General features: G+C 48.6%; 12 protein-coding genes and 1 other annotated feature. Of the genes, 11 read left to right on the top strand and 1 reads right to left on the bottom strand.

Annotated elements, in window-relative coordinates:
- The first annotated feature begins 706 nt into the window (after positions 1–706).
- The 8 genes from KJS69_RS17990 (at position 707) to KJS69_RS17955 (ending at position 9166) form a co-directional block, all read left to right on the top strand.
- On the top strand, positions 707–1942 hold the full coding sequence (locus tag KJS69_RS17990) for a glycosyltransferase family 2 protein (protein WP_213585176.1): 1236 nt from the start codon (positions 707–709) through the stop codon (positions 1940–1942).
- Positions 1943–2031: 89 nt separating this feature from the next.
- Positions 2032–2160, top strand: a sequence feature (ribosomal protein L20 leader region).
- Between the two features lie 65 nt (positions 2161–2225).
- Positions 2226–2732 carry a translation initiation factor IF-3 gene (gene infC / locus KJS69_RS17985; protein WP_213585280.1) on the top strand — a complete coding sequence of 169 codons (507 nt, stop codon included), beginning with the start codon at positions 2226–2228 and terminating at the stop codon, positions 2730–2732.
- Between the two features lie 23 nt (positions 2733–2755).
- Positions 2756–2956, top strand: a complete 201-nt coding sequence (gene rpmI, locus KJS69_RS17980) for a 50S ribosomal protein L35 (RefSeq protein WP_213585175.1) — start codon at positions 2756–2758, stop codon at positions 2954–2956.
- A gap of 37 nt (positions 2957–2993) precedes the next feature.
- Positions 2994–3353 (top strand): 50S ribosomal protein L20, encoded by a 360-nt coding sequence (gene rplT / locus KJS69_RS17975; RefSeq protein WP_213585174.1) that lies wholly within the window; start codon positions 2994–2996, stop codon positions 3351–3353.
- 707 nt (positions 3354–4060) lie between these two features.
- Complete coding sequence (gene ilvB / locus KJS69_RS17970; protein ID WP_213585173.1) at positions 4061–5809, top strand: biosynthetic-type acetolactate synthase large subunit; 1749 nt, start codon at positions 4061–4063, stop codon at positions 5807–5809.
- A complete protein-coding gene (gene ilvN / locus KJS69_RS17965; protein WP_213585172.1) occupies positions 5806–6297 on the top strand; it encodes an acetolactate synthase small subunit in 492 nt (163 codons plus the stop codon). The genes ilvB and ilvN overlap by 4 nt, the downstream gene beginning before the upstream one ends.
- Before the next feature lie 172 nt (positions 6298–6469).
- Positions 6470–7462 (top strand): ketol-acid reductoisomerase, encoded by a 993-nt coding sequence (gene ilvC / locus KJS69_RS17960; protein ID WP_213585171.1) that lies wholly within the window; start codon positions 6470–6472, stop codon positions 7460–7462.
- Positions 7463–7615: 153 nt separating this feature from the next.
- Positions 7616–9166 carry a 2-isopropylmalate synthase gene (locus tag KJS69_RS17955; protein WP_213585170.1) on the top strand — a complete coding sequence of 517 codons (1551 nt, stop codon included), beginning with the start codon at positions 7616–7618 and terminating at the stop codon, positions 9164–9166.
- Positions 9167–9252: 86 nt separating this feature from the next.
- On the opposite strand, the gene KJS69_RS17950 is transcribed toward KJS69_RS17955, so the two are convergent.
- Positions 9253–10446: an aminotransferase-like domain-containing protein gene (locus KJS69_RS17950; RefSeq protein ID WP_213585169.1), complete on the bottom strand. Its 1194-nt coding sequence runs from the start codon at positions 10444–10446 to the stop codon at positions 9253–9255.
- Positions 10447–10780: 334 nt separating this feature from the next.
- On the opposite strand from KJS69_RS17950, the gene leuB reads away from it, so the two are divergent.
- The 3 genes from leuB (at position 10781) to KJS69_RS17935 (ending at position 13393) form a co-directional block, all read left to right on the top strand.
- Positions 10781–11860 (top strand): 3-isopropylmalate dehydrogenase, encoded by a 1080-nt coding sequence (gene leuB, locus KJS69_RS17945; RefSeq protein ID WP_213585168.1) that lies wholly within the window; start codon positions 10781–10783, stop codon positions 11858–11860.
- 288 nt (positions 11861–12148) lie between these two features.
- Positions 12149–12694 carry a peroxiredoxin gene (locus KJS69_RS17940; RefSeq protein WP_213585167.1) on the top strand — a complete coding sequence of 182 codons (546 nt, stop codon included), beginning with the start codon at positions 12149–12151 and terminating at the stop codon, positions 12692–12694.
- Positions 12695–12976: 282 nt separating this feature from the next.
- Entirely contained in the window at positions 12977–13393 is a 417-nt protein-coding gene (locus KJS69_RS17935) for a hypothetical protein (protein WP_213585166.1), read from the top strand.
- Positions 13394–13633 lie beyond the last annotated feature (240 nt).

Below are 13633 nucleotides of genomic sequence, written 5' to 3'. Positions count from 1 at the left end.
AATATTTGAGTCGTAAGATTCATTTTAATGGTTCTTTGGATTCATTGTATTATTGTATAGCGATTCCTTTTGACTGCCCCCGTCTGGGGGCTTTTGACATGGCTTGCTATTTTACTTTTAAACCGATATTGTATGAATAAAAAAATGGAACAGGGGTCGGCTGATTCAAAACAGGTTTAAATGGGTTAACAAAAAGATTAAGAACCCTTATTCCGCAAATGGGCGGATTATGGATTATTGAAAAACTTAGGCAATAGTGGACATACTGGTTAATGACGATAAAAATCTTTGAAAGGGGTGATGCAGAGAAGCCAAAGATTGGAGGACTGATATGGTAAAAGTTATGTATCGTAAGTATGTGGGTCAGACTTGAAAAGGCTTGGTTTGAAAATGACCATTGTTTTATATTAAAATTCTTATAGCCGACTGCTGACAAACTCTCTGGACGGTCGAACATAAATAGATCTCCATTTTCACAGAATAAATTAAAAAAAATTTTTAGGGGCAAAGCTTTTCGAGAGAAGTGAAACTTTTGGCGGCGAATCTCCGTCAAAGACTAACAAATTAATTCCAGCCGGTACATTGGAAGTATAATTCCAATTGGACACAACAGACTAAAGAGAGAAAATCAAATTCGGCTATAGGTTAAACCAGATTCCCAAAATACAAAAAGAGAAATGGGAAAACAAAAGGGGGATTTACCACAATGCTGGACAATGTATTTCTTGGTATGCAGATTGTCTTGGCGTTAATCGGGGGTTACCAACTGTCTTTAGCTTTTTTTGGCTGGTATCGAAGAAAGCAGAAAAAGCAATATGAGCCTCAAAAGTCATTTGCGGTTCTGGTGGCTGCTCACAATGAGGAGCAGGTGGTCGGGGCGCTGATTGAGAATTTGAAGAGCTTGAATTATCCTAAAGAGCTGTACGATATTATGGTCATTTGTGATAACTGTACCGATCGGACAGCGGATATTGTTAAACAACACGGGGTTTATGCATTTGAACGGCGCAATCCGAACCTGCGCGGCAAAGGATACGCCATCGAGTGGATGCTTAAGAAGCTGTGGAAGCATCCGCGCTCCTATGATGCAGTCGTGATGTTCGACGCGGATAATCTGGTTAGTCCGGATTTCTTGCTGCACATGAATAATGATCTGTGCTCCGGCGCCAGAGTGATTCAAGGTTATCTGGATACGAAGAACCCTCACGATTCATGGATTACCTCTGCATATGCCGTCACTTATTGGTTCTGCAACCGTCTGTGGCAGCTTCCGCGGCAAAATCTGAACCTGGCCAATTTTCTTGGTGGAACGGGGATGTGTTTTGAGTCCAATCTGCTTAAAGAAATGGGCTGGGGCGCCACAAGTCTGGTGGAAGACCTGGAATTCACGATGCGATGCGTGCAGCGCGGCATTAATCCGACTTTCAACTACGAAGCGAAGGTTTACGATGAGAAGCCTCTGACCTTCAAGGCTTCGGCGAGACAGCGACTGAGATGGATGCAGGGACATTTTGAAGTGGCGCGGCGATATTTCTTCCCGTTATTTTGGCAAGGCTTGAAAGAAGCCAACTGGGCTAAAATCGATACCGCCATCTATGCGCTCAATGTGTATAATGTGCTGGTAGGTTCCTTGTTAACGATCGTGCTCTGGATTGATTTATCGATTCCGGGCGGGCCGCATTTTACATCGGTCTTCTTCTTTGCACCGATACTGTTCGGGGCCATTACGATATTGGGAGCAGTGCAATTCCCTATCGCTCTGCTGATTGAGAAAGCATCGTGGAAATCGTATCGTTCTTTAATTACGTTCCCGGTATTCCTGCTTTCCTGGTGGCCGGTCACCCTGTATGCGTTCTTCACCCAAAACAATAAAACATGGAGTCATACAAAGCATACCAGGGTTATTCGGTTGGAAGACGTGCAGGGCAAGCAAGCGAGCTAAAGTCGGGCTAAGGATTCTATTTCGTTTTGACTGCGGGATAGTTGACAGACTATCCATGCAAATGGTATAGTATTACAGTACTGAGTGTACATTCAAAGCAGAAGCGCCCGCTTCTCACCTGGCCGACCGGTTGTTGGCAGGTACCGGTCAAAACGAAAGATTCGCTTAGACTGTGAATGCAGATGTGGGCATTTGTTTGCCCGCATCTTTTTATTTTGCCCTTTTATGGGTGCTCGCTGCTATATTTTTTTATTTGCCATATTATTTTCGGAGGTGGAACACTATCAGTAAAGACCATTTAGTCAATGAGGAGATTCGTGTAAGAGAAGTCCGTTTGATCGGTGCCGACGGGGAGCAATTAGGCATCAAGCCGACCCGCGAAGCTCTCCAAATTGCCGCGGATGCGAATCTCGATCTTGTCAGCGTAGCTCCTACTGCTAAGCCGCCGGTATGCCGCATTATGGATTACGGAAAATACCGCTATGAAATGCAGAAGAAAGAGAAAGAAGCCCGCAAGAACCAGAAGGTGGTCGACATCAAGGAAGTCCGATTCAGTGCTTCCATTGAGGAACATGATTTTCAAACCAAGCTTCGCAATGTATTGAAATTTCTGAAAGACGGGGATAAAGTAAAGTGCTCTGTCCGCTTCCGCGGGCGCGAGATCACTCATGCGCAGATTGGGCAGAAGGTATTGGAGCGCGTGGCCGCAGAAGCTGAGAGCCTCTGCAGCGTAGAGCGCAAGCCAAGGCTGGAAGGCCGCAGCATGATCATGATATTATCGCCGAAATAAATCGACACAAGGAGGACCATTCCATGCCAAAAATGAAAACTCACCGTGGCGCTGCAAAGCGTTTTTCCAAAACCGGAACCGGAAAAATTAAAAGAAACCGTGCTTATAAGCGGCATATTCTGGAGAGCAAATCTCCTTCCCGCAAGCGCCATCTGCGTAAGTCGGTCGTAATGGCTGCAGGAGATGTTAGACGCATCAAGGATTTGCTTGTTTACGTAAAATAATTGCAACTAACGGATAACTTATAGGAGGTAGAACATTATGGCAAGAGTTAAGGGCGGATTCGTTACCCGTCGTCGACATAAAAAGATTTTGAAGCTGGCTAAAGGATACTTCGGTTCCAAGCACAGACTGTTTAAAACCGCTAACGCGCAGGTGATGAAATCCCTGCTGTACGCCTATCGCGACCGTCGCAACAAAAAACGCGATTTCCGCAGACTGTGGGTGACCCGTATCAACGCGGCCGCTCGTATGAATGGCCTCAGCTACAGCAAGTTCATGCATGGACTTAAGCTGGCGGGTGTAGACGTCAACCGCAAAATTTTGGCGGAGCTGGCTGTGTCCGATGCCAAGGCATTCTCCGATCTGGCTAATGCAGCCAAGCAAAAAATCAACGCCTAATTCAGAACCGGTTAAGGATTTCCTTGGCCGGTTTTTGTCTGCACTCCTTCCGGCAGGGCATTCGACCTCTGGCGGCGGTTATAAATAGTAAAGAGAGCATAAGCTAAAGCTATTCTCGGCCTTAATAGGAAGCCGTATCAAGCACTTAGCGAAAAAGTATTGACTATTGTCCGTGGAGTGCATATAATAATCTTTAATTAGATTTTACAGTTGAACATGTTTGGATCAGCTATGAAGAGGACGAAGTATAGGGGCTCTTATGTTCAGAGAGCGAAGGATATGCTGAAACCTTGGCCTTAATCCCTTATTAACGAGCTCACCTCGGAGCTGTTTTCCTGAAAAGCCTTGTTAAGAATGCGCCTATTAGGGAAAATCGGATTGGCACACGTTACTGTGCTGTTGGATTCTAACCCAAGGTTCGGTTAGGATACCCGTTAAGGTGATGCACTGTGAAGTGCATAACAAATTAGGGTGGTACCACGGAAGATCAACCTCTTTCGTCCCGTTTAATGTCTATAGGCATACATGGGACAGAAGGGGTTTTTTTAAATTATAAGGATTTTATAAGACTTACACTTATAATCATGCTTATAATTCGCCGCGAAACGTAAATCCACCGTTAAAGGACGGCGGCAGCCGTTTACGCTAGATTAGTTCTGTAACGGAGATCGCCGCTCAGGACTTATTATTGAAGGGAGGGTTCATGGATGAGTGTTCAAAATCCAACCAAAGTTTTAAAAGAAGAAGAGTTAAGAAGCAAGCTGCTTAAGCCTGAAGTTATTTCCGGCTCCGAGATTTTGCTGCGCAGCTTGCTGCTGGAAGGGGTTGAATGTGTTTTCGGTTATCCGGGAGGGGCGGTCCTGTTTATTTATGACGCTATGCACGGCAATCCCGATTTCCATCATCTGCTGACCCGGCATGAGCAAGGAGCGATTCATGCGGCAGACGGGTATGCGCGCTCTACCGGTAAGGTGGGGGTGTGTATCGCCACTTCGGGACCCGGAGCTACTAACTTGGTTACCGGAATCGCTACAGCTTATATGGACTCGGTACCGATGGTCGTGATTACCGGCAACGTGGCGACCAGCTTTATAGGAACCGATGCTTTCCAAGAGGCGGACATTACCGGGATTACGATGCCGATTACGAAGCACAGCTTCCTGGTCCGCAAGGTTGAAGATTTGGGCCGGATTATTCACGAGGCGTTCCATATTGCCAATACCGGACGCAAGGGGCCTGTTCTAATCGACATTCCGAAGGACGTCTCCGCTAACAAGACGCTGTTCCAGCCGCAGCTGGATCCGGTGACGATTCGTGGCTATAACCCGACGACCGATCCGAACAAGACTCAGGCCGACGCCATGTTAAAGGCCATTGAGCAGGCTGAACGTCCAGTTATTCTTGCTGGCGGTGGAGTCGTCTATGCAGACGCGTCCGCTGAGTTGATCGAGTTCGTTAACAAGACGAGGATACCGATCACTACGACGCTGCTCGGTCTCGGAGGCTTCCCGAGCGGTCACGAGCTGTGGATGGGAATGCCGGGGATGCATGGAACCTATACGGCCAACCATGCGATTCAGGAGAGCGATTTGCTGATTGCTATCGGCGCCAGATTCGATGATCGGGTAACGATGAAGCTGGACGGCTTTGCTCCTCAAGCCAAAATCGTCCATATTGATGTCGATCCCGCCGAGATCGGCAAGAACGTTCATACGGATATTCCGATTGTCGGCAACGTCAAGGACGTGCTGGGCTATGTCAACACTAAAGCCGTACCGGCCAAAGCAGAAGCCTGGATTGCCAAGATCCAACAAATGAAAGCACAATACCCGCTCAAATATAAAGATTCAGATACCGAATTGAAGCCACAATTTGTTGTCGAAATGATTAATGATACGACCAAAGGCGATGCAATTGTGACAACGGACGTAGGCCAACATCAAATGTGGGTCGCCCAATACTACAAGTTTAACCAGCCTCGCTCCTGGATTACCTCCGGTGGACTGGGGACGATGGGATTCGGCTTCCCGTCGGCGATTGGAGCCCAGATGGGCAACCCCGATAAGCTTGTCGTATCTATTAATGGGGACGGCGGGATGCAGATGTGCTCTCAGGAGCTGGCTATCTGCGCCATCAACAACATTCCGGTCAAAATTGTCGTCATCAACAATCAGGTTCTTGGTATGGTCCGTCAATGGCAAGAGATTATTTACGACAACCGATACAGTCATATCGATCTTGCGGGAAGCCCGGATTTCGTCAAGCTGGCAGAAGCTTACGGAGTTAAAGGTCTTCGCGCCACTACGAAGGAGGAGGCGCGCAAAGCATGGCAGGAAGCGCTCGATACTCCCGGACCGGTGCTGATTGACTTTGTAGTGCGCAAGGAAGAGAATGTTTATCCTATGGTCACTCAAGGATGCACGATAGATGAGATGATAATGGGGGATTCGGAATGAATGAGACAAGACACACGATCGCCGTTCTAGTTAACAATCAGCCAGGAGTCCTTCAACGGGTAGCCGGCTTGTTCGGCCGCCGCGGCTTCAATATCGAGAGCATCACGGTCGGGGAATCGGAAGAGCAGGGTCTGTCCCGGATGGTTATCGTAACGGTAGGCGATGACCGGACGCTGGATCAGGTAATGAAGCAGCTGTATAAGCTCATCGACGTTATTAGAGTCAGCAACCTGAGCAATCACCCGATGGTAGCCCGGGAGCTGGCCCTGATCAAAATCAATGCGGAGCCCGGCATGCGGCCCGAAATTCTGGGCATTGTCGAACCGTTCAGGGCTGCCGTAGTCGATATCGGGCCTCATACGCTTATAGTGCAAGTGGTTGGGGATAGCGAGAAGATCGATGCGATGGTAGAACTGCTCAGGCCGTACGGCATTCGCGAGCTGACCCGGACCGGAGTAACGGCAATGGTACGCGGCTCCTTGAATTAAGCCGCGAACAGACCCTTAACACAAGAGAACAAGCTTTACGCCATATGGCGCAACCACATCAACACACCCCGGAGTGGGTGTTCGAGCGGATCGTTCGCTGGACCTGCGCGGTCGCCAACGGTCCGTTGCAACACCCACTCAAGGGTTTAAACTAAAGGAGGCAATTATTCTCATGGCAGTTAAAATGTATTATGAACAAGACGCAAATCTCAGCGCGCTTCAGAACAAAACGATCGCAATTATCGGTTACGGAAGCCAGGGCCATGCTCAGGCGCAAAACCTTCGTGACAGCGGATTGAATGTTATTCTTGGTCTTCGGAAAGGGAAATCCTGGGATTCAGCTAAAGACGACGGATTTGAAGTATTCGAAGTTGACGAAGCTACCCGCCGTGCGGACGTTGTTCAAATGCTTATCAATGACGAGCTTCAAGCTAAAGTATACAAAGAGCAAATTCAGCCTAACCTGAAAAAGGGAGCCGCTCTTATGTTCTCTCACGGCTTCAACATCAATTTCGGGCAAATCGTGCCGGATGAGCATACAGACGTTCTGATGATCGCTCCTAAATCTCCGGGTCACCTCGTTCGCCGTACGTACGTTGAAGGTTTCGGTGTGCCTGCTCTTATCGCTGTGGAGCAGAACGCAACTGGACAAGCTCATGAAATCGGTTTGGCTTATGCCAAAGGAATCGGTTCTACTCGTGCCGGAGTTATCGAAACAACCTTCCGTGAAGAGACTGAAACCGATCTGTTCGGAGAACAAGCCGTATTGTGCGGAGGAGTATCCGCTCTGGTTAAAGCTGGTTTCGAAACCCTTATCGAAGCTGGATATCAGCCGGAAGTTGCTTACTTTGAATGTCTCCATGAGCTGAAGCTGATCGTAGACCTGATGTACGAAGGCGGATTGGCTCGTATGCGTTACTCCATCAGTGACACAGCGGAGTACGGGGATTATGTGACCGGACCTCGTATCGTGACTGAGGAAACGAAGAAAGAAATGAAGAAAGTTCTGGAAGAAATCCAAACGGGTGTATTCGCACGCAACTTTATCGTCGAGAACCAATCCAATCGTGCCTTCTTTACAGCTACCCGCCGCAAAGAAAACGAGCATCCGATCGAGCAAGTCGGTTCTCAATTGCGTGATATGATGCAATGGATTCAGAAGTAATCCAGCCCTAGTCATGGCATATAAATCATAGTAAGGCGTTTTTTAGAAAATCAGGGAATGTGCCGCTGTCAACATCCAGCTGTCGGTGTGTTCCCTGATTTTCAAATACAGGGCAATAATCTTCGGTAATAAAGCGATCAGGAGGTGACAGGGATGAAGAAGATTTATGTGTTTGACACCACATTGCGGGATGGTGAACAGTCTCCCGGCGTGAATCTGAATACCCAGGAAAAGGTGGAGATCGCACTTCAGTTGGAAAAGCTTCGAGTAGACCGGATTGAAGCGGGGTTCCCGGCGGCATCTCCCGGTGATCTGGCAGCCGTCAGAGCTGTAGCAGATGCCGTCAAGAATGCCAGCGTGATCGGATTGTCCCGTTCCCGCGAACAAGACATTGACGCGGCGCGCGAGGCGCTTAAAGATGCACAGGATCCTTGCTTGCATCTCTTTCTCGCTACTTCGCCGATACACAGAAAATACAAGCTTCGCATGGAGAAGCACGAAGTATTGGAAACCGCAGAAGCGGCTATTCGCTATGCGAAAAAGTACTTCAGCAAAGTCGAGTTTTCTCCCGAGGACGCAGCCAGAACGGAGCTTGACTTCTTGTGTGAAGTAACAGAGATGGCTATCCGTGCCGGCGCAACTGTAGTCAACATCCCGGACACCGTGGGGTACATGACCCCTGCTCAGTTCGGCAATATTTTCAAGACGCTGAGAGAGAAGGTTCCAGGAATCGAAACGATTCAGCTGAGCGCTCACTGCCATGATGATCTTGGCATGGCGACAGCTAACGCACTCGCGGCGATTGAGAACGGAGCCGAACAGATTGAGGGGACGATCAATGGGATCGGAGAGCGCGCGGGCAATACCGCGATTGAGGAAGTAGCGCTTGCTCTGGAGACGCGCCAGGACTACTACCAGGCCAAAACCTCGCTTGTCTTGAATGAAATCTATCGCACAAGCCGGTTGGTCAGCAAGCTGACCGGGATGGTCGTTCCTGGCAATAAAGCTATCGTTGGGGCGAATGCTTTTGCCCATGAGTCGGGGATTCATCAGGACGGAATGCTGAAGGAAAAGACGACCTATGAAATTATTTCTCCAGAGACGATTGGACTGAAGGAAAGCAAGCTGGTGCTTGGCAAGCATTCGGGCCGCCACGCCTTCCGTGAGAAGCTGATCGATCTCGGCTACGAGTTGAACGAAGAACAGCTCAACACCGCCTTCTCCAAGTTCAAAGATTTGGCTGACAAGAAGAAGGATGTTTCCGATGAAGACATCCGGGCACTAATCGAGGAGAAGCTCGTTACCATTCCGGAAACGTATGTCCTCAATACGATCCAGGTATCCTATGGCAACCAATCGGTGCCTACCGCTACCGTACGGATTGATACGATTGAAGGAGAGGTTCTGGAAGAAGCGGCACTGGGCAACGGCTCGGTCGACGCTATCTATAAAGCGATTGACAAGGCAACCGGTGAGGAAGTAGAGTTGGGCGATTACGCCATCAAATCGGTCACTCAAGGGAAGGACGCGCTCGGAGAAGTATATGTCGTGCTTCAGCAGGACGACATTTCCGTACAGGGCCGGGGGGTCAGCACCGATATTCTGGAGGCGAGCGCCAAAGCCTACATCGATGCTATCAACCGGCTGATTGATAAGCGCAAAACTCCGGGATCCGGCCGCCGTGACAAAATGTCGCTGATTTAAATGATATAAATAATTTCATTATCGTTGTCATGTATAAAACCCCTCGGCCTTATAAGGCGAGGGGTTTTATACATTTCATATGAAATTTATGAAGGGACGAAGCTGCTCATGGCCCGGGAGAAGCGTTCTATGCCGAGAGCCATTTCTTCACGGCCGCTGTGAGTGAAGTTGAAGCGGCATGTATTCGTACGGGGCTCATCGGCATAGAACGGGGTTCCCGGCACGAAGGCGACGCCCTCCTCGACGGCACTGACGAGCAGTTCCTCCGCTTTGCAGCCATCGGGCAATTCCAACCACAGGAACATTCCTCCCTTAGGCTGGTTCCATCGGAGCCCGGGGATATCCAGGCCGTTGAGCAGCTCGTTCATTAAGCGCAATCGTTGTCCGTAATGATTGCGGATCAGAACGATATGGGCATCCAGATCGAAGCGGCGCAGCAGTTGGTATAGCGCTTGCTGATCCATCGTGCTGGAATGCAGATCGGAGGCCTGCTTCGCCCGCGCCATGTTCTGAATAATCGCCGGATCGCCGACAGCCCAGCCGGTGCGGAGAGCGGGGGCAACCGTCTTCGAGAAAGTGCTCGTATAGACGACGGCAGAACCATGCGGATGCTCGTCCAAGGAAAAGATCGTCGGATAGTGACTGTCCAAATCGTATTGGAGCTCGCCATAAGGATCGTCCTCGAGAATGAGCACATTATGATTGCGGCACAATTCGAGAATGCCCTTCCTTCTTTCTATGCTCCACACATAGCCGGTAGGGTTGGAGAAGGTCGGACTTACATACAGAAGCTTCGGCTTGTGCTGCCTGATTTTGGCCTCCGCATCTGCCAGATCCATCCCGGATTCGTCTCCCTTGACCGATACGATCCGCGCCCCGCGGGATTGAAAAACTTGCAGCGCGGCAAGATAGGTCGGCTGCTGTACCAATACGACATCGCCCGGGTCTATGTAGATTCGGGTTAACAGATCGATCGCCTGCTGAGAGCCAGTCGTCAGGATCATTTCGTCAGGGGTGACCGTCATGTTCTTCTTAAGCATTCTTTCGCAAAGGGCTTCTCTCAGCGGAAGATAGCCTTCCGTCAGGCCATATTGGAGAGCACTGGGACCTTGGTCCAGTACGGCGCCAAAAGCGTCCTTGACGGCTTCGACAGGAAACAGCTCTTCCCCTGGCAGGCCGCCTGCGAATGAAATGATAGATTTGCCTTGGGTCAGCTTAAGAATATCTCTTACTGCGCTAGACTTGAAGTGTTTTAATGTTTCCGAAAATTGATAATCCATTGGACAAGACTCCCTCTATGTTCATTCTATATAATTGTAGAGGACGGATCGTCAGGTGACAATGGAAATTTTCATAAAGATAACAATATGAGGTGAAAACTATCGTTATAGTTAATTCCTATGATGACAATAGCTTTTATATCTTTGTAAAATCAATGAAATTGTGTTACAAAAGAGGTAGTTTGTTATTTAATCGGCAAAAAAGAGGAAGTCTTTGTGCGATAAGGAGCGGGCTCTATCCTTTTTGTTGCCTTAGAAGTGCTGAGCACTTTAGATGTTATCAAAATACTTAAAAGATGGAACATTAAATGTCCAGACGTAAGGAGTGGTCGTTGTGGCTGAAGTCAAAAAAATCGCGGTCATCGCCGGGGACGGAATTGGTCCGGAGGTCGTAGCCGAAGCGGAAAAAGTGTTAAAAAAGACAGAGGAAATTTTCGGGTACCGTTTTGAAACCGAGCATGGCTTGTTCGGCGGTATTGCTATTGATGAGAGAGGGACTCCGCTTCCTCAGGATACGCTTGAGATGTGTCAAAAGTCTGACGCCGTGCTGCTGGGCGCCGTTGGCGGACCTAAATGGGATAACAATCCGCACGATCTGCGTCCGGAAACCGGACTTCTTGGCATCCGCAAAGCTCTCGGGTTGTTCTCGAACATTCGTCCCGCTGTTATTTTTGACTGCCTGAAGGAAGCTTCCACCTTAAAGCCGGAAGTGCTGGAAGGTACCGATTTGATCGTCGTTCGTGAGCTGACCGGGGGGATCTACTTCGGAGAGAAGCTCAGACGCCAAGGGGATAACGGCGAGGAAGCAGTGGATACATGCGTTTACAATGTTAAAGAAGTGGAGCGGATCGTCCGTCAGGCGTTCGAAATCGCAAGAACGCGCAGCAAGAAGCTGGCTTCCGTCGATAAAGCGAACGTATTGGAGACATCCCGTTTGTGGAGAGAGACGGTCAATCGGATCGCTCCTGACTATCCGGATGTCGAATTGGAGCATGTGCTGGTCGATAACTGCGCGATGCAGCTTTTGCGCCGTCCTTCGAGCTTCGACGTCATCGTCACCGAGAACATGTTCGGCGACATTCTGAGCGACGAAGCGGCTATGCTGACCGGTTCGATCGGTATGCTTTCTTCCGCATCCCTTGGAGAGGGCAGCTTCGGACTGTACGAGCCTGTGCATGGATCGGCCCCTGATATTGCCGGCCAAGGCATTGCCAATCCGATCGCGACGATCTTGTCCGTTGCTCTTATGTTCCGCTTGACATTCGGTTACCATGACGCTGCGGAAGCGATCGAACGTGCTGTCAAGGAAGTGCTGGATGCAGGCCATCGTACGTCGGACATTGCGAAAGATAAATCTCAAGCTATCAGCACCCAACAAATGGGTGAATTGATTGTGTCCGCTATTCGTAAATAAATAGAGTTTAGTCGGTCAGGCCCTTTTGGATATTTGTCCGGAAGGGCCTGAATGGGCTTCGGGAGGATGGAACTTGGCAACATTCCAATCCTAATTTACACACCCTCCACACACTAATTATAATAATTTCTATTTAATAATAATTTTAATCTTGACTTTCGATTGGGCGAATGATAGGATTTTATTTGTAACCAGTATAAATTGAGAATAGTTATCAGAGGCAAGACGGCTCCGGCCGGATGACTTCGGATGACTTTCATCTATTTAACCTGAAGGAGGAACCCATTCATGGCAGAACGTTTAGTAGGTAAACCCGCTCCGTCTTTTACGATGGAAACCGCAGAAGGAAGCGGTCAAGACTTTGGTAAAGCTTCTTTGTCCGACTACAAAGGAAAGTGGCTTGTGCTCTTTTTCTATCCGCTCGATTTCACCTTTGTATGCCCGACCGAAATTACAGCATTGAGCGATGCGGCTAACGAGTTTGAGAGTCTCAACACGAAGGTTCTCGGCGTGAGCATCGACAGCCAGCATTCCCACCGTGCATGGATCAACGCTCCTAAAGAAGCTGGTGGCCTGGGCCAGATTAACTTCCCGCTGGCTGCTGACCTGACCAAGAGCGTAGCTCGTGACTATGGCGTATTGATCGAAGAGGAAGGAATTGCCCTTCGCGGTCTGTTCATCATCGATCCGGACGGTATCATTAAATATCAAGTCGTTAACCATAACGATGTGGGACGCAGTGTAGAGGAGACTCTTCGCGTGCTTCAAGCTCTCCAATCCGGCGGTCTCTGCCCAATGAACTGGAAGCCTGGCGACAAGAACCTCACTGTATAAGTTACATCTAAACACATATACCGGACAGCCCGTAAGATTCTGCAGAATCTTACGGGCTGTTTCTATTCGTTCCGTTAAAGAGCTGTTTTTAAGTGCATTTATATGCGTACTGTGGCAGCAGTCCCTTATAATAAATATCCATACTTTTCTCATAGAATTTTTAACACTGCTGTTGTACACTAGTTATTAATTATTTTTCATTGCCGGTCGAAAACGCAGGAATGCCATGTGTTGTTGCCGAATAGGGTTTAACATGGAAGACGGCGATGAGGAGGGATACAAATGAGTTTTTGCTGTGGTGCAAGTATGATCGGAACCAAAGGTACCTTGAAGCATGTCCGAACCCATATTCACAACGTCCCCATTTTGTTCTGTCCGGTATGCCACCGGGTGGAGGTTCATCACTTGGCTGAGAATGAGTATGAGATTTTGGCTGAATACGCTTACTCTGACGGCGCGTCGGAAGTCGACTTCATTGAGTATGCCGAAGGCAAGAACAGTCAAGAGATTTTTGAAAATTGTGTCAATACAGAAAATGAAGAGCCCATCGAAATCGTCCGTAATCAAATTGATATGGCCCTGGACTTACTAACTGTTGCCAAACAAATGGAGGATCAGGAATGGGTGGGGCAGTTGAAAAAACGTCTGCAGGTACTCAGCAATCGTAAACGGAAGCTGGTTCAAAAAAACGCTACATAAGAGGATGTTCAAAAATACCATTTTTGGAGCATTCATCTAAAGCGTTCTCTACGTCTCCTCGGAGGCGTTTTTTGTCGTGGACAGTCAAAAGCTCTTTTCCGCAGCCTTTGTCAAGAAGGTCTGAACATGCCGGGCGCAACGCCCAAAAGCCCTCTTGCTATAGCCTGTTTTGGGGATATGATATAATCATAGAGTCCCATAAAAGGAAGATGCAGATTTGACGATGACATAGATATAGAT

It is taken from the genome of Paenibacillus sp. J2TS4 (assembly GCF_018403245.1).
Classification (GTDB): domain Bacteria; phylum Bacillota; class Bacilli; order Paenibacillales; family NBRC-103111; genus Paenibacillus_L.
This window is presented reverse-complemented; position numbering and strand designations above follow the sequence as displayed.

Bases quoted from the DNA above. Each gene is read 5' to 3' on its own strand.
- KJS69_RS17990 (WP_213585176.1), top strand. From the start codon at position 707: ATGCTGGACAATGTATTTCTTGGTATGCAGATTGTCTTGGCGTTAATC.
- rpmI (WP_213585175.1), top strand. From the start codon at position 2,756: ATGCCAAAAATGAAAACTCACCGTGGCGCTGCAAAGCGTTTTTCCAAA.
- rplT (WP_213585174.1), top strand. From the start codon at position 2,994: ATGGCAAGAGTTAAGGGCGGATTCGTTACCCGTCGTCGACATAAAAAG.
- ilvB (WP_213585173.1), top strand. From the start codon at position 4,061: ATGAGTGTTCAAAATCCAACCAAAGTTTTAAAAGAAGAAGAGTTAAGA.
- ilvN (WP_213585172.1), top strand. From the start codon at position 5,806: ATGAATGAGACAAGACACACGATCGCCGTTCTAGTTAACAATCAGCCA.
- ilvC (WP_213585171.1), top strand. From the start codon at position 6,470: ATGGCAGTTAAAATGTATTATGAACAAGACGCAAATCTCAGCGCGCTT.
- KJS69_RS17955 (WP_213585170.1), top strand. From the start codon at position 7,616: ATGAAGAAGATTTATGTGTTTGACACCACATTGCGGGATGGTGAACAG.
- KJS69_RS17950 (WP_213585169.1), bottom strand. From the start codon at position 10,446: ATGGATTATCAATTTTCGGAAACATTAAAACACTTCAAGTCTAGCGCA.
- KJS69_RS17940 (WP_213585167.1), top strand. From the start codon at position 12,149: ATGGCAGAACGTTTAGTAGGTAAACCCGCTCCGTCTTTTACGATGGAA.
- KJS69_RS17935 (WP_213585166.1), top strand. From the start codon at position 12,977: ATGAGTTTTTGCTGTGGTGCAAGTATGATCGGAACCAAAGGTACCTTG.